Source organism: Silvimonas iriomotensis, from assembly GCF_014645535.1.
Lineage (GTDB): Bacteria > Pseudomonadota > Gammaproteobacteria > Burkholderiales > Chitinibacteraceae > Silvimonas > Silvimonas iriomotensis.
Window position 1 is genome coordinate 813,214 of sequence record NZ_BMLX01000001.1, and the last position, 18,318, is coordinate 831,531.

Genomic DNA, 18,318 nt, shown 5'->3' on the forward strand with positions numbered 1-18,318 from the left:
GGGTACTGAAGTGAGAAGGCGGGTTATACATCCGGCGCCGGGGCCAGAAAAACCTTCGCATCTTACACCTGTGCGCCAAAAGCTTCCACGTTCAATCGTTAAAACAGTGTTTCCGGCAAGGAAACAAAGTCGCACAAGCTGACGGATTTTTACCGTGGTCTATCTGGAGCATGGCAGGCGCATACGGCATGTGGTCGGCGTTTTGCACAACCGGGCGCCAGTCGGCTGGAAACGGTGGTGAGGCGCAGTGTTACAACTGATGTAATGAATGTGGGCGGACGCGGCACAAAAAACCGCTTTGTGAAATGGCTTTATGTGTGTCTTGCAAATTATTGATAAGTAATGATTTATGTTGGATTGAAGTGGGATTTTTTCTGGTTTTTGTCCGGAGAATTGCCTTGGCGCGCAGTCGTGCGGTGATGCGGTGGCGTGGCCGCCATACCCACGTGGATGTAGGACCGGGTCCACTCTTTTTCCCGAGGCGCGGGTGTTGGGCTGGGGTGTCTCTTCCATTTGTCAGGAGCCTGATATGTCTCGCGAGCTTGTAACGCCACAGCACATTCAGCACTGGTTGTCTGATCGCATTAATGGTGACCACGCGCTGCTTGATAACGGACATCACCAGCACGTATCGGCGCCGGTCAAAGACAAGCCGGATGCCGAGGGTTGTAACTGGCGCGTGGCCGCATGGCGCAATCCGGCCGGGTATGAATCAGTGATTGAAACAGCGGTGGATGAAGCCCGCGCCAGATTTAACCTGGAGTGAAGCCCATGCCGCATGCGCCGGGAAAATAGCGCCGCGCCAGCCTTGGGCTATGGTTGATGTTTAGCCTTATGGTTTGGTCGAGGTAACCCGCGCATGGATAGCCACGTGGCGCAATCGAGCATTCTGGACATTATCGCCGGCACGCTGGCCCCAGTGCTGCCCGTTCAATCCGGGCTGCAGGGGCGCTGCGCAGAGTCGGTCGGTGGTGATCTTTATGTATTCATCACCACGCCACGGCATGCCGCAGCGCCGCAGGAGATGAAGTACGACCTGAATCTGGCATTTGTGATTGCTGAAAAAGGCTGGAGCGCCTTCAAGGCGCAATCAGATCAGGCCCAGCAGCATTTGCTGCAAACCTTTGAGCAGACCATCCGTGGCCGGCTGGCCGAGGCGTTTGAATACTGGAAATCAAATGTGGATTTCAGTGTCTCGGCGCAAAGCGAACCCGGCCGGATCACCTTTATCAGGTTCGAGGATTTTGGCCAGCAAGCTGGCGAGGGTGGGGCTGGCCAGACGTGAACAGGGCGTCTGGATTGCAGAAACAACAAAGGCCGCAATAGCGGCCTTTTTCATTTGCGATCACATCGTGTGATGCGCGAACAACCTGCGGCAAGTAATTGATGTTGCAAGAGGTTGTGGAGCGGGCGATGGGAATCGAACCTTCCAGTGTGCCCACCGGAAGCCCCGTAATTCAACGGTTTCGGTGATCTGCGTCAGTGGTCGCTGCGGTGTCTAGTGACACAGTGGTTAACGAGAGTCGGCAGTGTATCACAGGACTTTGGGTCGGCGGATTGGGTTGTGTTGCTCGTCGCCCATTCTGGGTGGTAGCGATTCCTGGGTCATTGGAGAGGTTGGGCTACATTTGCAGTCGCCCCTACGCAATCAGCGTAAACGGCGGAGCCTGGAGCTATTTGCACGGCTTTCTTGGCTTCCCACTTTGCTTGCTGCTCACGTACCGAAAGTTCCGCCAGCCGACCCTTGGCCTTGCCCGCTTTTCATGTTTGCCAGTGACTGTTTCGGGCCGACAGTGGATATTGGAACCGAGGTGTCTCGGCGTCAGTTCAGGCTGATTTGCCTGCAGCCACGAACAGCCGCAGGCAAGTAATCAGCCAAAGCAGTCACCGGGCCATCCGTCCCCCCGACATCTGCTGCTGACCTAGGATGGACATTGAGGACTCAAACATGGCCGGCAAACCGATACAACTTATCCGATGAGGCCAATGCTAGTTCAGTTCGACTGATCCACCATCCATCCCACTCCATGAGCATTCCGGATGACGTGGTACCCAAGCTTGCCCGGTATGCGTATTGCTTGGACTTGCCTGTCTCTGGGTCTGTGTAGAGGTGTTTCAGGTCCTGAGGGACGACGATTCTCAGATGGTAAGCGGTGGAACCAGTGCGTAGATGTACGCCAGGAGGTAGCGGTGTGCTCATAGTCTTCATGCTCGAATTATCGCAGCAACTGACACAGTGCAGTGACACACGCCAGAGAAAAAAATAGCCCGGAGGGCGCATCCAGACTGGCTATCGCTTATCTGGCAAGGCTTCCGAGCAATTTTAAACTGGAGCGGGCGATGGGAATCGAACCCACGGCACAAGCTTGGGAAGCTTGGGTATTACCATTATACGACGCCCGCAACAGAGCCCGAATCCTACCCGAAGGCTGCCATGGCGGCAAGTTTGCGGCCGCCAGGGTTTGCGCGGGTCGCGGGTTTGCGTGACTGGTCACGTTTGGCGGCGCTTCAGAAAGCGCGACTAGTCACGTCTTGCGCAGTGCCAGATTTGGCGGCAAGTCACATAAGGGGCGGGTTGTTGCTCCTGTCTTTTGTCACACAAATGCGTGACCGGATTGTGTGGCTGTCACGTATTTCTATCTTGATGATTTTTATGGAAATTGTGTTTTTGTGACGCGCCGCGATTGTGGGTGGGTGATGGGTCACAAAAATGTGGATTTTTCGCATTCATTTTGCATAAAAAGCTTGCTTTATTTTGTGACTTGTCACATAATTAGATCATCTTATTTCGTCGCAAGTCACACAAGGAAACTGATCATGAAGCAAGCTGCCGATACGATGACCGCTGAGCTGCCAGGTCTTTCTATGGTGTTGAAGCGGGGTCGGCCGTGTGTGGGTATGCGGCCGATGACGGCTGCAGAGCGCAAGCGCCGCAGTCGTCAAATGCGGATGCAAAGTGCGTTGTTGTCGAGCGATGTGACCAGCGTGCAAGTGCCGGTACAACTCAATGCAGTGGTGGATGAGCGCACGCGCCGCCTGTTGCGCCAGCGTGCTGCAGAGCGCGGCCTGACCATGGGCGAGTTGATCGATCAGCTGATGGTTCATCTGTAATCGCGCCACATTGCGCGGCAATACAGCCCGATAAAAAAGCCGGAACCCTGTGCGGGTATCCGGCTTTTTTGCTTTTGAAAGTCGCAGGCGTCAGTCGAACAGCGGGCCGAGCAGGTCGGTATTGCCTTCGACCAGGTTGCCATCCAGAACCAGGGTGGTGGCTGCATCAATGTCGGGCGCAAACAGGCGGTCTTTGTCGTAGAACGAGACCTTGCTCCGCAAAATGCGATGCGTTTGTTGCAGGCGCGGAGAGGTAGTGAGTGGCTGATGAAAATCCACGCCCTGCGCAGCGGCCAGCAGTTCTATGCCGACCACGGTGGCGGTGTTGCGGGCAATGTCATTGAGCCGGCGCCCGGCAAAGGTCGCCATGCTGACGTGGTCTTCCTGATTGGCGGAGGTCGGCAGGCTGTCCACGCTGGCCGGGTGTGCCAGGGTTTTGTTTTCTGACGCCAGCGCCGCGGCGGTGACGTGCGCAATCATGAAGCCGGAGTTCAGCCCCGGCGCATTGACCAGGAATGGCGGCAAGCCAGAAAGCGAGGCGTCGATCAGCAGGGCGATGCGGCGCTCGGACAGTGCGCCGATTTCGGCAATGGCCAGCGCCAGGGTGTCGGCGGCAAAGGCGACGGGCTCGGCGTGGAAGTTGCCGCCAGACAACACGGCATCCGGCTCGCCGTTGTCGCCGGCAAACACCAGCGGGTTGTCGGTGACCGCGTTGGCTTCAATCAGCAAGGTGCGGGCGGCCTGGTTGATCAGGTCATGGCATGCACCCATGACTTGCGGCTGGCAGCGCAGGCTGTAGGGGTCCTGCACGCGTTCGTCGTTTTCCAGGTGGGAATGGCGGATCACGCTGCCAACCAGCAATTCGCGGTAGATGTTTGCCAGCTTGATCTGGCCAGGTTGCCCGCGTACGGCGTGAATGCGGGCGTCAAATGGCGCGTCGCTGCCGCGGGCGGCGTCAATGCACAGCGCGCCAGACAAGGTCGCCGCGGCAAATACGCGTTCGGCCAGAAACAGGCCGTTCAGGGTCAGGGCGGTGGACACCTGCGTGCCATTGATCAACGCCAGGCCTTCTTTGGCGGCCAGTCGCAACGGCGTGATGCCCGCATCGGCCAGTGCTGCGGCGGCCGTTGTGCGCTTGCCGTCAACCCATGCATCGCCTTCGCCCATCAAGGTCAGGGTCATGTGCGAGAGCGGCGCCAGATCACCCGATGCGCCGACCGATCCCTTGGTCGGAATATGCGGCACGATGCCGGCGTTGAGCACGGCCAGCAGTGTTTCTACCACCACGGGCCGGACGCCGGAAAAGCCGCGCGCCAGGCTGCCGATCTTGAGCGCCATCACGAGTCGGGCCACGGCCGGGCTCAGTGCTTCGCCCACGCCGACCGAATGCGACAGGATCAGGTTGCGTTGCAGTTCTTCCAGTTGTTCGTCCGGAATCCGCGTGTGGGCCAGTTTGCCAAAGCCGGTGTTGATGCCATAGGCGGCCTGGCCTTTGCCAAAAATGCGGGCAACCACATCGGCTGACGATTGCATGGCCGGCCAGGCGGCCTCATCAAGCACAAGGGTGTGCGGCTGCAGCCAGAGCTGGCGCAGGTCTGGTAAAGAAAAGTGGCCGGGGTGCAGATGCAGGGTCTGGCTCATGCTGTTTTCCGTGTCAGGTTTGCCCTGCTGGCAGTGTGGTTGATTTCTGCTGATGCCGCCCTGATTACTGTGAGGGCAGGCAAAGCAGGCCGCAGGATAAAGGCGTGCATTTCAGGTGTTTCTGGTTGTATATACAATTGCCATAAACCCGCACGCAGGATCTTCTGGCCAGGGTCGGCCTGCGCTACCCGGCAGATTTGCCCGGTGCGCAGCGCGGCAAGAATGATCATGACCCGCTATGTTGAAACAGCACTGTGCTGTTGCATTGCTTTGCCGCCGCTGGCGTCGCGTCCTTCTGGCTATCCGGAATGCGCCGGTGAGTTCAGGCCCTAAACGTGAGAGGTTCCCGTGTCCCGCAAAACGCCCATCGAGCGCTATCGCAATATTGGCATCAGCGCACATATCGACGCCGGTAAGACCACAACCACCGAGCGCATCCTGTTCTACACCGGCGTGAATCACAAAATTGGTGAAGTCCATGATGGCGCGGCCACCATGGACTGGATGGAACAAGAGCAAGAGCGCGGGATTACCATCACCTCTGCGGCGACCACGGCGTTCTGGAAAGGCATGGCCGGCAATTACCCGGAGCACCGCATCAACATCATCGACACCCCGGGGCACGTGGATTTCACCATTGAGGTAGAACGTTCCATGCGCGTGCTCGATGGCGCCTGCATGGTGTATGACTCGGTCGGCGGGGTGCAGCCGCAATCCGAAACCGTCTGGCGCCAGGCCAACAAATACAAGGTGCCGCGCATTGCCTTCGTGAACAAGATGGATCGCGTGGGGGCGGATTTTTTCCGCGTGCAGCGGCAGATTGGCGAGCGCCTGAAAGGCGTGGCGGTGCCGATCCAGATTCCGGTTGGCGCAGAAGATCATTTCCAGGGCGTGATTGACCTTGTGAAGATGAAAGCGATCATCTGGGATGACGTGAGCCAGGGTGTGCACTTTGAATATGGCGAGATCCCGGCTGATCTGCGTGACACCGCGCAGGAGTGGCACGACAAAATGGTTGAGGCTGCCGCTGAGGCGGAAGAAGGCTTGCTGGATAAATACATCTCCGGTGAAACGCTGACCGAAGAAGAGATCAAGCGTGCCTTGCGCAAACGTACCGTCGCCAACGAGATCGTGCCCATGCTGTGCGGCAGCGCCTTCAAGAACAAAGGCGTGCAAGCCATGCTGGATGCGGTGATCGACTATCTGCCCTCGCCGGTGGATGTGCCGGCCATTGCCGGGCATACCGAAGACGACAAAGAGATCGAGCGCCACCCGAGCGATGACGAACCGTTCTCTGCGCTGGCGTTCAAGATCATGACTGATCCGTTTGTGGGTCAGCTGACGTTCTTCCGGGTGTATTCCGGCGTGGTGAATTCGGGCGATACGCTTTACAACCCGACCAAGGGCAAGCGCGAACGGCTGGGCCGCATTTTGCAGATGCATGCCAATAACCGGGCGGAAATCAAGGAAGTGCGGGCCGGCGATATCGCTGCGGCCGTGGGCCTGAAAGACGCGACGACCGGTGACACCTTGAGCGATCCGGACAAAGTGATCATCCTGGAGCGCATGGTGTTCCCCGAGCCTGTGATTTCGCAGGCGGTAGAGCCCAAGACCAAGGCGGATCAGGAAAAAATGGGCATTGCTCTCAACCGGCTGGCGCAGGAAGACCCGTCGTTCCGGGTGCATACGGATGAAGAATCCGGCCAGACCATCATTGCCGGCATGGGCGAGTTGCACCTGGAAATCCTGGTGGATCGCATGAAACGCGAGTTCCATGTCGAGGCCACGGTAGGCAAGCCGCAAGTGGCCTACCGCGAGACCATCCGCACCAAGGTGGAAGGCGTTGAAGGCAAGTTCGTCAAGCAATCTGGCGGGCGCGGGCAGTACGGCCACGCCGTGATCACGCTGGAGCCCGCGCCGCAGGGCAAGGGCTACGAGTTTGTCGACGCCATCAAGGGTGGGGTGATTCCGCGCGAGTTCATCCCGGCGGTGGACAAGGGTATTCGTGAGGCGCTGCCAACTGGCGTGCTGGCCGGCTACCCGGTGGTGGATGTGAAAGTGACGCTGACGTTTGGCTCTTACCACGACGTGGACTCCAACGAAAACGCCTTCCGCATGGCGGGCTCGATGGCGTTCAAGGACGCCATGCGCCGCGCCAAACCGGTATTGCTGGAACCCGCCATGGCGATCGAAGTGGAAACGCCGGAAGAGTTCATGGGCAACGTAATGGGTGATCTGTCGTCCCGGCGCGGCATGGTGCAAGGCATGGAAGACATTGCCGGGGGTGGCGGCAAACTGATCCGGGCGGAAGTGCCGCTGGCCGAGATGTTTGGCTACTCGACCACGTTGCGCTCGCTCACTCAGGGTCGCGCCACGTATTCCATGGAGTTCAAGCATTACTCCGAGGCGCCTCCGACAGTCACGCAAGCCATTGTCAGTACGCGGCACGGCTGATGTTGTACACGCCCCGCAATCCGGTGAATGCCGGTTTGCGGGGTTTTTGCCGTTAAGTGCTTCTCTTGCGTGAAGGCTTCACGCGGGTTAAGCCAGATTAACGGAGGCGGGCGGGGGACGAACGCGCAGTTTCTATATTATTTTTCGCTTATATTTGGTTTTGTGTGACGTAACAAGCCGGCAACAGCGTGGGCGGGGTGGCCTGAAAGGGCGCTGTATTGCGGGCTGAGTCCCCAAAACCAAATCAAAAACAGGAACTTGTATGCGTCATCTGGCTCTTTGCGGGCTGCTGACTCTGGCGATCATGGCGGGCTGTGCCATGCCGGGGAACGACACCAGCGCGCTCAAGGTGGCCTCTGCGGTCGCTTCTGCGCCGGCGCCGGTCGCAACGCCGACGCCAACACCGGCGCCCACGCCGGTACCCGTGGTCAAACCACGACACAAAACCAGACCACCGGCGAGCGCGGTTTCAGCCGTGACCGGCAAACCCGCGCCAGGCAGCAAATTTGCCCGGCTGCGTATCGGCATGAGCCGCAAGCAAGTGGAAGCTCTGATCGGCCTGCCGGGCGATGTGAAAACCACGCAGGTGGGGGCATATACGCACGACGAAACCTTCTACCAGCACGAAGGCAGTCTGCTGTTCGTCAAGAATGGCGCCGTGCTCAGCCACATTACGGTCGATACCTCCGCATCGGGTTATCAATAACCCAGGCCGGCGCACAACCGGGCTATGATCCGGAGCTTTGGTGCTGCCGCTGCGGGAGAGAAGCTTGAACGATCGTCATATGTTGCTGGCCGGTGCGGCCAATATGTTCATTGCGGTGGGCGCCGGCGCGTTCGGCGCGCATGGGCTTAAAACGGTGCTGACGCCTGACATGCTGGCGATCTGGCAAACCGGCGTCACCTACCAGGCCAGCCACGGTCTGGGCCTGTTGTTGCTCAGCGCATTGTGGACGCGCTTTTCCGTGACGTTGCTGTCTCGCGCCGCGTTGCTCATGCTGCTGGGCGTGGTGCTGTTCAGTGGCAGTCTTTACGCCCTGGCGCTGACCGGTATCCGGCCGCTGGGTGCGATCACTCCCTTTGGTGGCCTGTGCTTTTTGCTGGCTTGGGCCACGCTGGTGATGGCGGGCTGGCGGCGGCGCGGCTGATCTTCGCTTTGCTGGCGTTGACCGGTTTTGCGCCAGCGGGCTCACGCCATTTGCATAATCAGTCACCTCTTTTTGCGCAAGGCGAGACTGATGAGCACAACCCCGTTTGATGGTGCCTGGCAACTGGTGTCCGGCGAGTGTCTGGATCAAGGCCAGTGGATCCGTTACGACATTGACGGCATTGCCTCACGCAAGGTGATTGCGGGCGGCTATTTCACCTTTGTGACCCACAAGAATGGCGCGTTCTGGTCTGCCGGCAGCGGCCGGGTGCGCCACGAAGAGGGTGTGTATACCGAGTCACCGGATATGGGCACTTTTGCGCCTGAAGGCATGCGCGATTATGTCTTTACCGCGCGGCTGGAAGGCGATCTGTGGCACAACGCGCGTTTTGAAAACGGTGAGCGGGTAGAGTACGAAGTCTGGCAGCGCATTGGCGCTTAATCCTGCCAGATGGGCTCTGATGGCGCGTGTGTGGCTTTCAGTTGCGCCAGCAGCAAGGCCAGCGCCGCTTGCGGGCTGTTGAACGCCATGTCGATTTGTTGATGTGGCGCCTGCCATGGCTCGTATTCGCGCACTTGAACTTCTTGCCAGGTGGGCTGCGCGTGTCCCGGAATATTCGCCGCGCGCTCTTCAACACGTTTCTGGTGGATGGTGGCATCTGAACAGATGCATTCCACTTCAAACAGTGCGCTGTTCGCTTCAGCGGCCAGATCGCGCCAGATTTGCCGGATAAACGCCAGCGCATTGACTGCATCAACCACGACCGTCATGCCGGTCGAGAGATTCTCTGCGGTCACGGCATGCGCCACGGTGTAGCCCGCCGCGCCAATCTCTGTGCCCGCCGGGAACGCCCGGACTAGTGCCTGTTCCAGGGTATCGACCCGCACATAAACTGCCTGGATTTCACGGGCCAGCAGTCGGGCGAGGGTGGTTTTGCCGGTGCCGGGCAGGCCGCCAAATACAATCAGCATGAAAGCTCCTCAAAGCACTATTGCGCTTCATTGTAGACGGCACCAGCAAAAAGCCCGGCAGATGCCGGGCTTTGTTAGCAGCTTGAACTGGCGCTTAGCGGTGCATCAGCGCCAGAAACTCGCGGCGCAGGGTGGCGTCTTTCAGGAAGGCGCCGCGCATCACGCTGTTGGTCATCTTGGCGTCGACATCCTTCACGCCACGCCAGTGCATGCAAAAGTGATCGGCTTCCATCACGATGGCAAGGCCATCGGGCTGCAGCCGTTCTTGCAGCAAGTCAGCCACCTGGGTCACGGCTTCTTCCTGGATTTGCGGGCGGCTCATCACCCATTCAATCAGGCGGACGTATTTGGACAGGCCAATCAGATTGGAGTGTTCATTGGGCATGATGCCGACCCAGACCTTGCCAATGATCGGGCACAGGTGGTGCGAGCACGCGCTGCGTACGGTGATCGGGCCGACGATCATCAATTCGTTCAGGCGTTCAATATTGGGGAACTCGGTCACCGCCGGCATGGGCTGATAGCGGCCGTGGAAGACTTCCTTGATGAACATCTTGGCCACGCGCCGGGCGGTGTCTTGCGTGTTGTGATCGCTGTCGGTATCGATCACCAGGCTTTCCAGTACGCCGCGCAGTTTTTCCTGCACTTCTGCCTGCAGTTCGTCCAGTTCACCTTCCTTGATGAAGGCGGCGATGTTGTCGTTGGCGTGGAAGCGGGCTTTGGCCTTGGTGATGCGGGCACGGATGCGTTGCGAAACCGCGTCTGGCCTGGCTGCAGCGTATTCCGATCCTTTTTTGGGCATGACACTAACCTTTGTTTTTCAGAGCAGATCTGGTGTGAAGTTTAACTGTTTTCATCTGTCAGGTAAAAACCGGGGCAGTGAAATACCTTCATGAAAACATGACGTTTGCTTAATGTCAGGTTGCGGCAAACGTAGCGTGGCGCGGATGGATTCCGATAAATGGTTTCAATGAAATCAGGGGCTTGCGACGTATTTACAAGGGGAAGGTATCGCAATTTGTCTATTTTTTGTGCATAATCGACTGGTCTAATTGTTAGCACGCTTAGACATTTGTACAGGAATATTCTCCTGCCCCGCCTTGCGCGGGGTTTTTTATGCCCGCCGTTTACGTCGCGCTGCTTTCACGCACGATCAGTTTGACCGGCAACAGGCGTTGCGCCTGGGTCTCTTGATCCAGCAGCAAACTCATGGCCTCGTAGCCCAGGCTGGCCTTGTCGACCGCCAGCGTGGTCAGGGGTGGCGTGACGTGGGCTGCGGCGCCCAGATCATCAAAGCCCACAAACGCAATGTCTTGCGGAATGCGCAGCCCGGCTTCCCTGCAAACCCGCATGGCGGCGATGGCGGTGGCGTCGTTGTAGGCAAACACGGCGTCGGGCGGATTGGGGAGCGCCAGCAATTCACGCATGGCCAGGGGCGCGCCGTCGGCAATATCCATGCCGGGCGGGATCAAGGCTTCCAGCGCGGGGTCGGCCAGTACACCGGCATCAAACAAAGCCTGGCGATAGCCGCGTTCCCGCAGGCGGATGGAGTAATGCGCCAGCGAACCCGACAAAAATGCGATGCGCTTGCGGCCGCTGTCGATCAAATGGCGCGTTGCCAGCCAGGCGCCTTGCTGGTTGTCGGTATTCACGGCCGGCCAGCCTGGCGCGTTCATGTCAGACAGCACATGGGGCTTGCCCAGGCTTTGCAGTACGGCCAGGGTTTCCGGCTCAAAAAAACCCAGGCACAGCAGGGCGTCTGGCTCGTATTGCATGACCTGGCGCTTGACTGGCTTGCCCGGCGCGAGAGATTGCACCGTACAGGTCAGCTGGTGTTCACGGCAGAAGTGTTGTGCGCCGGCAATGACCTCTGAGTAAAACGGGTTGGCCAGCGGATCGCCATGCGCGGGGTGCAGCAGGCACAAGACTTTGCGGATCGGATCGCGGCGCAAACGGCCCTGGTCGTAACCCATTTCCTGCGCCAGCTGCACAATGCGCGCACGCGTGTCGGCCGAGAGCCCGGGCTGTTGTTTCAGCGCGCGGGATACGGTGCCAACTGAAACGCCCGCAGCGCGGGCGAGATCACGAATATTGACCGACAAGCGTCTTCCTCTCAGTGCGGATCAGGGCCAGCGCGCACAATACCGCGACTTCGCCCATTGTGGTGCACGCGCGTGGGCCTGGTCGCTTTTCAGTCACAACTGACAGGGTGGCCGGCCAGTGTGCGCAGCACTTCTCCAGAGGCATCCGTGGCAATCAATAGTGCCCGGCCTGCGGCCAGCCTGGTGCGGTATGTGCGTCCGCAGGCAACATCAAGCCAGGCTAGCGGCATATCCTGGCTGGTTTCGCTCACCGCAATCCACAGCGCGCCGTTGCCAAATACCTGTTTTTGCAGGAACACACCGGCCGGCGCTGTGTCGCGCCATTGCCAGGGCAGACTGACGCCACTGACTTGCAGTGCCTCGCGGTAGACGGCTTCCAGGGTGTCGGTGCGCTGGTTCAGTTCCAGCGGCAACGGGCACCACAAAATACGGCCTTTGCCGTGCGGGGTCTGCACAACCTGCGCCACTTCGCCTGCTTGTGCGCCGCTGCTGAGCCGGCCAATGGCCTCGCCGCCAAAGCTGGCGCGCAGCGTCTGCTGGCCCAGTATCAGGGTTTCTTCCCGGCTCAGGTTGCGCACGCTGGCGTCGGCAAAACCAATGCGGGATGTGGGCCGCCAGTATTCATCCAGCGTGGCGGGGCCAGTCAGCAAGATTGTGACGTCATGCCCGGCCAGTAGTTGCTCCAGCGCTTGCCAGGTGCGGGTATGCAGATTGTTCGGGCAGGGCAGCAGGATAAGTCTGGGGACGTCAGCAAACAGGCTGTCCAGGTCCAGATCGCTCACCGCGCGCAACGGCAGGCCCAGTTCAAAGAAACAGCTGCGGGCCAGTTGCTGGGTGGCGTCCAGTGCGGAGCGGCGGTTGCTGTAGTCGTTGCTGAACGGGTAGATGACGGCGGTTTGCGGCAAGGGTCGCTCTGCAAAAGCCAGGGGCAAGTCGGCAAAAAAGCGGCCGAATTGCGGCGTGACCATGGCCTCGGGTTTCAGCGAGCCATCTGCCCGGCATGCGCCGATGTGCGACTCGTTGATGTTGTCCATGTGGTAGTTGATGTTCCAGATCCACTGGACAGCGCCGGCATTGCCGCAGGCATAGGCGTAGGCATATTTGCGTTCCAGCAGCGCCTGCAGTTCGGCTTCGTTGCGACGCGAGCGGCCGTCCGGGCGTTCGACATGCATGATGCCGGTTTCCTGGATCAGGTTCGGCTTGCCCGGCGTTTTGCTGAACAGGCTGTCCCACGCCAGGGCGTCATTGAGCCACCAGCTGTGCACGGTGGTGTAATCCACCGCGTCGGCGTAGAAGAACGGCTGCGGCCGTTGTTGTCCTAGTGCTTCATCCTGACCCACGCAGACCATAAGGTGCGGGGTGAGTGCGCGCAAAGCTCCGGCCAGATCACTGGCCCATTGCGCATGCATGGCTTGCGTGAACAGGCTGTAATCCAGCCAGATGCCGTGTTGTTTGGGCAGGATTTCCGTGTTGTTGAAGCCGACTTCTTCCGGCTGCGGTGGTAGTACGGCCTGCCAGTCCGGCAACTGGGCCGGGCTGACGTCCCAGCGCGCCTGCCAGGTAGTGATGTCCGGGTCGCGTTGCTGCAACCAGTGACGGAATGCGCTGATCTCGTGCGGGTCGCGCAGGGTGCGCGGGCCGACAAAAATACGGGCCGGATCAAACAGCGAGGGTTCGTTGATCAAATCCCAATGTACATGGGTGGTGTGGGTGTGCCGGCTGGCCACGGCCCGCAAAAAGCGCTTTTGCGCGGCGCGTGAACGCGGGTCCAGCCACGGGTTGCCGCCTTCCCAGGCTTCCGGGGTAAAAGCAAAAAAGGTGAAGCAGGTTTCCAGGCCGTGGCTGGCGGCGGTCAGGATGAATGCATCAATGGCGCGCAAGACGGCTTCACTGGCGTGGCCATCGACAAACATGACGTGGCGCCAGGCGCTCCAGATGCCGGTGCGCAGGTAATTGACGCCCATGCCGGCCAGCGTGGCCATGTCGGCGTCCCAGGTGGCCACGTTGGGCAATTGCAGGAACTTGCGATGCACGTCGCTGGCCATGTAAGTCATGCCGACAATGGGCATGGCTGTGCCATCACGTTCAAAGTAATCCCGCCCGGCCTTGAGCGGCGCGCCCGCACGCAGCAAGGCCTCATCGCGGCCCCAGAAGCCTTGTTGCAGCGTAATGGTTTCACCATGCGTGCGCAGTTGGGCCTCAATCCGGTACTGACCGGCTTGCACCGCAAACGGCAGGGTGATGCGCGCCTGCATGACGCCATCTACCGGCGTGAGGCTCACGACGTGGTCCCACACGGGGACGGTGCCGTGCGTGATGCTGATCTGTGCTTGCCATGGCTGTTGCCGCTGCACGCCCAATGCTTCGCCCTGCAGGGTCAGCGTGGCGGTTTCGCCGGGTTCGTAGCAAGAAAAGTCGGGTTTGAGCCACCACTCAGTCACGCCCGCGCTGGCGTGTTTTGCCAGCAAAGCCACTAGTTCAAGCCCGCCATCACGCCAGAAAGCGGTGTCCGGGGTGATGTTGACGAAAATCTGCCTGGCGCCCGCGCTGGCCCCGCGCAAGCGTTCAATCAGCACCACCGGGCTGGCGATGGCGTGGCCCGCAGCATCATGCGCCTGCACCAGCGGGTAAATCCGCGCATCCATAGGGCCGGCAGAACCGGAATCGGCGGGTTGATCTTTGTGCTTTGTGGGCATGAGCACAAAGCCATCGGTGTCACCGGTTGGCCCGAACAGATGGGTGTATTGCGCCAGCCAGCCGTGGCTTGCGCCTGCGCTGTGCGTCACTGCGCTGCTTGTATCCACCGCCATGATTTCGTGGATATCCAGATCCCTGAACAAGGCGGCCTGGGATGTGGTCTGTCCATCGACATCTACCGGTTGCGAAAACGCATTGCGCCCGACACTGACGAGACTGCCGCCACGCTGCACAAAAGTGCTGATCGCCGCCCATGCCGCGCGCGGAACGAACGCGCCATGCAGATGCACCAGTACGTCGCCCGTGCCGGCCTTGTGCAATGCTTTGGTCAGGCTGGCGGCATCCGGGTGGTGTACGGCATCCGGCAGGGCCTCCAGGGTGGCGTGCAGTCCGGGCAGGGTGCCGGTGTGGGCAAAGTGGGCATCAAGAAAGACGAGGGTGGTCATGGCGGGCTTCGTTCCAGTGTTCAAGTGGCATATTGATCCTGGCATGCCGGATGCAGTCCGGCATGCCAGGTGTGGCCGGCAGCGTGTTTCTTATTTCTTGCCGGCGGCGGCGAACTGCGCGTTCCAGTATTTGACGGCGTCATCCAGCGCGGCCTTGGCCGACTGGCGGCCGCTGACCGCGTTTTCCATGGCGGTAGCCAGCGCTTTGGTCATGCCAGCCTCATCGGGCAGGTCAGAGACTGAAAGCGTTCTGGCTGCGCCACCCGAGCTGGCGGCCACGGCCCGGCCGGCGCTTGCCGCATCCTTGCTGTTCTGGCCGCTCATGAAATAGCCGTCAGTCAGCGCTACTTTGGTGGACGGGAGCGTGGTTTCGGTCGCTTTGGAGAACGCCAGTTGCGCCTTGTCGCTGGTCAGGAACTTGCCCAGTTCGATCGCAGCCTCTTTGTGGGCGTAACCCTGCGGCACCGACCACATAAAGAGGTTGCCCGGCAAAATCTTGCCGGGATACGGCGCGACGCCGGTGTTGGCAAAAACGTTGGGGGCATCATTCTTGATGCGGATCAGCGCGGAGGGGGCGGTCAGGATCATGGCGTAGCGGCCGCTGCCAAAACCGGCAATTTCGCCCTCGAAGGTATCTTTGAACAGATCGGGCGGCACGCTGCCGTTTTTGACTGCGGCGGCGTATTTCTCCAGCAGTGCCACGTGTTGCGGGCTGTTGAAGACCGCCTTGCCGTTTTGCACGATGGGCAGGCCCTCCAGCAGGAAAGTGCCAAACAGTCCTTCCTCATTCATCTTGGGTACATAGCCGGCCACGCCGGTTTTTTGCTTGATCTGGCGCGCTGCGGCCAGCATCTCGTCGGTATTGCGGGGGAGCGTGGTAATGCCGGCTTTTTCAAGCAGTGCCTTGTTGTAGATCAGGATCGGCACCTGGTTGTACCAGGGCATGCCCCAGGTCTTGCCGTTCCAGCTCACGTCCTTGAGTGCGCCGTCGGTATAGCTTGCTGCAAACGGGCTGATGTCCACGGGCTGGATAATCTTCTTCTGCGCCAGTTGGGTCATCCACGGCACGGTGATGTTGACCAGACCAGGCGCGCGGCCGGCGGCGACGGCGGCAATCAGGCGGGTCTGGTAGCTATCCCAGGTGACATCGACCCATTTGGCCTGAATGTCTTTATGGCTGGCGTTGAAGTCGGCGGTGAGTTGTCGCATGACCCCGTCAAACTTGGGGGACAGGCTGTTGGACCAGAACTCCACTTCGGTGACGGCGCTGGCCTGAGCGGCCAGCCAGAGTGTGCCCAGCGTCACGGCGAGTATCTTGTTTTTCATGGTTCGACCCCTTGTTGGCACTACGCTGAATTGTCGCGTAATGATTGTTTACTTAAATTTGAATAAACAACTAAACAACACGGGCCATTCTGTACTCATCCCCAGACCAGAACAAGACGTCAGACCGGTGCGGGGCGTGCCAGGGCAATCCAGGTCAAAACCGGGCAAGAAAAAACCGGCACTAGGCCGGTTGTTGGATGGGGGTCAGGCGGCAGGCGCATTGCTGCGCAATGGGGGTGGCGGAGTAATGCCCATGGAGACATAAATGCTGGTCAGCCGGTCCACGCCAATTTGCGCCGGTTTCACCCAGGCCGAGGGCACATACAGCAAGCCGCCGCCAATGGGGATGGGGGCAGTGGGGACGAGGACGGCCAGATAATCGCGGCCATCCAGATCAACCGGTTGCGGGTTGGGCAGCAAACCCAGCACGGCCACGCCATCTCCGCCAAAGAAACACCACACCGGGCTCATGGCGCCGATATCGGCTTCTTTGGCCTGGCTTTTATCCAGCAGGGCCACAAAGCGGTCGGCCAGGTTGTACAGGCTGTTGAACAGCGGAATGCGGCGCAAGGTCAGGTCCACAAGCCGCGCCATGGGTTTTTTCAGGCCCGAGCGTACCGCCACGCCCAGAAAGAAAATGCCGATGATGATGGTGAGCGTACCTGCCAGCCACGATAGCGCCGGGCCGGCGGCAAATGGCGCGCCCAGCGCGGCAAAGACGCGGCCGATCAGGCTGCCGGGGCCGACAAAACGGTTGAGCGTGCCCACCAGCCAGCCGATCAGGAACAGGGTCAGCGCCAGGGGCAACAGCGCCAGCAGGCCGGCAAGCCAGGTGGTGGCAAGGGTTTTCAGGCCGGGTTTGATCATGATTGCGGCGGCTCCGGCTTACGGCACGATATTAAGAAAGACAAAGGCCGCAAACACCACCAGATGCACCACGCCTTGCAGGATGTTGGTTCTGCCAGTGCCCAGCGTGACGGCGCTCAGCAACAGCGTGAGCGCCAGCATGACGCTTTCTTTGGCGTCCAGCCCCAGAATCAGCGGGCGATCCAGCGCAATGAACAGCACGGCCACCGTGGGGATGGTCAGGCCGATACTGGCCAGCGCCGAGCCCAGCGCCAGGTTCAGGCTTTGTTGCAACTGGTTGGCCCGGGCGGCTTTGGCCGCGGCAATGCCCTCTGGCAGCAGCACAAGGCCGGCAATGATGACGCCAACCACCATGGCCGGCGCGCCCAGCGACACCACAAAGGTTTCGACGGTGGGCGACAGGATCTTGGCCAGGCCGACCACGCCCACGAGGCTGACCAGCAACAGCACGCAACTGGTCAGGGTCATGCGCGCAGAAGGGGGCGGCAACTGGATATCCTGAATGTTTTCGGTCGTCTGGCCGGGCTCTGGTTCAGCCAGAAAGTAATTGCGGTGGCGCACCGTCTGCACAAACACAAACGTGCCATAAAGCACCAGCGAAGAGACACCGGAAAACGCCAGTTGCGATTGCGACCAGGTCGGGCCTGGCACGGTGGTGGCGTAATTGGGCAATACCAGCGCCAGCACGGCCAGCGCGGTCAGTACAGCCAGTGCGGCACTGGCGCCCTGGCGCTGGAAAACCTGTTCCCGATGGCGCAGGGCGCCCAGCACCAGGCACAGACCGACAATGCCGTTGCACACAATCATGACTGCCGCAAACACGGTATCCCGCGCCAGGCCTGCCTTGGCATCGCCCCCGGTCAGCATCACCGACACAATCAGCGCGACCTCGATCACCGTCACCGCAACCGCCAGTACCAGCGTGCCGAAGGGCTCGCCCACCTTGTGGGCGATCACTTCTGCATGATGAACCGCAGCAAACACCGTCCCCGCCAGACATATCGTGGCAAATGCAATCAGCCAGCCACTGCTGCCCACGCCCAGCGCAATGCCCAGGGTGATCATGGCCAGAACGGGCAGAACCCAGGTCCAGTGAGGGGTTGAGGTGTGGTGCGCGGACACATCGTCTCCTTGTTGTGTGTACGGCCGTCGAATGCGGCAAATGACACTGTTTTATATGAGTCGCCAAGGCTTGGCAAACCAGCGTGATGACATCGCCCTGTCAGCGGCGAAGTCCCTGGTAGACCGGGTGCTGATGCGCCGGTTCAATGTCAATGCAGTGTACAAGCCAAAGATGACAAGCCCTGGCGGCCAATGCCCCATTGTCGGGCGTGTTTGGTTTGGCATGGCAAACGGCGTAAGGTGGTGCGCATTGAAGATGGCTGGATGTCGCTACGGCGCATGTTCTTGTAAATGAACATTTGCATTGATGCGTATTTCTTACCATAAAGGTCAAGTACATCACGCGTTCCATCTTCAATGACAAACGCATGAAGTCGCATTCAGATTGGTTTCTCTTTTGGTTGCATTAGTAATTTCTAATGCACTACCATGC

The 18,318-nt window shown here is 59.9% G+C and carries 16 protein-coding genes and 1 tRNA gene; 7 read left to right on the top strand and 10 right to left on the bottom strand.

Translation table 11 applies throughout. The features are described 5' to 3' along the window. Positions 1–529: 529 nt before the first annotated feature. Together IEX57_RS03660 and IEX57_RS03665 are read left to right on the top strand one after the other, a co-directional pair. Complete coding sequence (locus IEX57_RS03660; protein ID WP_188702430.1) at positions 530–766, top strand: hypothetical protein; 237 nt, start codon at positions 530–532, stop codon at positions 764–766. 93 nt (positions 767–859) lie between these two features. Beyond that, positions 860–1,285, top strand: a complete 426-nt coding sequence (locus IEX57_RS03665) for a hypothetical protein (protein ID WP_188702433.1) — start codon at positions 860–862, stop codon at positions 1,283–1,285. 1,044 nt (positions 1,286–2,329) lie between these two features. Here IEX57_RS03665 and IEX57_RS03670 read toward each other — a convergent pair. After that, positions 2,330–2,403 (bottom strand) — tRNA-Gly (locus tag IEX57_RS03670). 540 nt (positions 2,404–2,943) lie between these two features. On the opposite strand from IEX57_RS03670, the gene IEX57_RS03675 reads away from it, so the two are divergent. Beyond that, positions 2,944–3,111 carry a hypothetical protein gene (locus IEX57_RS03675; protein ID WP_188702435.1) on the top strand — a complete coding sequence of 56 codons (168 nt, stop codon included), beginning with the start codon at positions 2,944–2,946 and terminating at the stop codon, positions 3,109–3,111. Positions 3,112–3,201: 90 nt separating this feature from the next. Here IEX57_RS03675 and hutH read toward each other — a convergent pair whose 3' ends face one another. Together hutH and IEX57_RS03685 are read right to left on the bottom strand one after the other, a co-directional pair. Next, on the bottom strand, positions 3,202–4,752 hold the full coding sequence (hutH, locus tag IEX57_RS03680) for a histidine ammonia-lyase (protein WP_188702437.1): 1,551 nt from the start codon (positions 4,750–4,752) through the stop codon (positions 3,202–3,204). Next, complete coding sequence (locus IEX57_RS03685; protein WP_188702439.1) at positions 4,749–4,982, bottom strand: hypothetical protein; 234 nt, start codon at positions 4,980–4,982, stop codon at positions 4,749–4,751. The genes hutH and IEX57_RS03685 overlap by 4 nt, the downstream gene beginning before the upstream one ends. A 118-nt stretch (positions 4,983–5,100) precedes the next feature. On the opposite strand from IEX57_RS03685, the gene fusA reads away from it, so the two are divergent. The 4 genes from fusA to IEX57_RS03705 all read left to right on the top strand — a co-directional run bounded on the left by fusA (position 5,101) and on the right by IEX57_RS03705 (position 8,795). Further along, positions 5,101–7,206: an elongation factor G gene (gene fusA / locus IEX57_RS03690; RefSeq protein ID WP_188702441.1), complete on the top strand. Its 2,106-nt coding sequence runs from the start codon at positions 5,101–5,103 to the stop codon at positions 7,204–7,206. A 262-nt stretch (positions 7,207–7,468) separates the two neighbouring features. After that, positions 7,469–7,912 (top strand): hypothetical protein, encoded by a 444-nt coding sequence (locus IEX57_RS03695; RefSeq protein WP_188703502.1) that lies wholly within the window; start codon positions 7,469–7,471, stop codon positions 7,910–7,912. 64 nt (positions 7,913–7,976) lie between these two features. Further along, entirely contained in the window at positions 7,977–8,354 is a 378-nt protein-coding gene (locus tag IEX57_RS03700; RefSeq protein WP_188702443.1) for a DUF423 domain-containing protein, read from the top strand. A 90-nt stretch (positions 8,355–8,444) separates the two neighbouring features. Continuing rightward, the gene (locus IEX57_RS03705) at positions 8,445–8,795 is read left to right on the top strand and encodes a hypothetical protein (RefSeq protein ID WP_188702445.1); all 351 of its coding nucleotides are present in this window, start codon (positions 8,445–8,447) and stop codon (positions 8,793–8,795) included. On the opposite strand, the gene IEX57_RS03710 is transcribed toward IEX57_RS03705, so the two are convergent. From IEX57_RS03710 to IEX57_RS03740, 7 genes are all read right to left on the bottom strand, one after another. Then, positions 8,792–9,325, bottom strand: coding sequence for a P-loop nucleotide/nucleoside kinase family protein (locus IEX57_RS03710; protein ID WP_188702447.1), 534 nt, complete (start codon positions 9,323–9,325; stop codon positions 8,792–8,794). The genes IEX57_RS03705 and IEX57_RS03710 overlap by 4 nt on opposite strands. A 94-nt stretch (positions 9,326–9,419) precedes the next feature. Then, positions 9,420–10,127: a GTP cyclohydrolase I gene (folE, locus tag IEX57_RS03715; protein WP_188702449.1), complete on the bottom strand. Its 708-nt coding sequence runs from the start codon at positions 10,125–10,127 to the stop codon at positions 9,420–9,422. 325 nt (positions 10,128–10,452) lie between these two features. After that, the gene (locus IEX57_RS03720; RefSeq protein WP_188702451.1) at positions 10,453–11,427 is read right to left on the bottom strand and encodes a LacI family DNA-binding transcriptional regulator; all 975 of its coding nucleotides are present in this window, start codon (positions 11,425–11,427) and stop codon (positions 10,453–10,455) included. Between the two features lie 89 nt (positions 11,428–11,516). Beyond that, entirely contained in the window at positions 11,517–14,570 is a 3,054-nt protein-coding gene (locus tag IEX57_RS03725) for a beta-galactosidase (RefSeq protein ID WP_188702453.1), read from the bottom strand. 90 nt (positions 14,571–14,660) lie between these two features. After that, positions 14,661–15,896 carry an ABC transporter substrate-binding protein gene (locus IEX57_RS03730; protein WP_188702455.1) on the bottom strand — a complete coding sequence of 412 codons (1,236 nt, stop codon included), beginning with the start codon at positions 15,894–15,896 and terminating at the stop codon, positions 14,661–14,663. A 204-nt stretch (positions 15,897–16,100) separates the two neighbouring features. Next, entirely contained in the window at positions 16,101–16,763 is a 663-nt protein-coding gene (locus IEX57_RS03735; RefSeq protein WP_188702457.1) for a DUF502 domain-containing protein, read from the bottom strand. Between the two features lie 18 nt (positions 16,764–16,781). Beyond that, entirely contained in the window at positions 16,782–17,885 is a 1,104-nt protein-coding gene (locus tag IEX57_RS03740; protein ID WP_229708677.1) for a calcium:cation antiporter, read from the bottom strand. Between the last annotated feature and the right edge of the window lie 433 nt (positions 17,886–18,318).

What these genes read in the sequence shown, in the direction of transcription:
- IEX57_RS03660 (WP_188702430.1), top strand. Translation starts at nt 530, where the DNA reads ATGTCTCGCGAGCTTGTAACGCCACAGCACATTCAGCACTGGTTGTCT.
- IEX57_RS03665 (WP_188702433.1), top strand. Translation starts at nt 860, where the DNA reads ATGGATAGCCACGTGGCGCAATCGAGCATTCTGGACATTATCGCCGGC.
- IEX57_RS03675 (WP_188702435.1), top strand. Translation starts at nt 2,944, where the DNA reads ATGCGGATGCAAAGTGCGTTGTTGTCGAGCGATGTGACCAGCGTGCAA.
- hutH (WP_188702437.1), bottom strand. Translation starts at nt 4,752, where the DNA reads ATGAGCCAGACCCTGCATCTGCACCCCGGCCACTTTTCTTTACCAGAC.
- IEX57_RS03685 (WP_188702439.1), bottom strand. Translation starts at nt 4,982, where the DNA reads ATGATCATTCTTGCCGCGCTGCGCACCGGGCAAATCTGCCGGGTAGCG.
- IEX57_RS03695 (WP_188703502.1), top strand. Translation starts at nt 7,469, where the DNA reads ATGCGTCATCTGGCTCTTTGCGGGCTGCTGACTCTGGCGATCATGGCG.
- IEX57_RS03705 (WP_188702445.1), top strand. Translation starts at nt 8,445, where the DNA reads ATGAGCACAACCCCGTTTGATGGTGCCTGGCAACTGGTGTCCGGCGAG.
- IEX57_RS03710 (WP_188702447.1), bottom strand. Translation starts at nt 9,325, where the DNA reads ATGCTGATTGTATTTGGCGGCCTGCCCGGCACCGGCAAAACCACCCTC.
- folE (WP_188702449.1), bottom strand. Translation starts at nt 10,127, where the DNA reads ATGCCCAAAAAAGGATCGGAATACGCTGCAGCCAGGCCAGACGCGGTT.
- IEX57_RS03725 (WP_188702453.1), bottom strand. Translation starts at nt 14,570, where the DNA reads ATGACCACCCTCGTCTTTCTTGATGCCCACTTTGCCCACACCGGCACC.
- IEX57_RS03730 (WP_188702455.1), bottom strand. Translation starts at nt 15,896, where the DNA reads ATGAAAAACAAGATACTCGCCGTGACGCTGGGCACACTCTGGCTGGCC.
- IEX57_RS03735 (WP_188702457.1), bottom strand. Translation starts at nt 16,763, where the DNA reads ATGATCAAACCCGGCCTGAAAACCCTTGCCACCACCTGGCTTGCCGGC.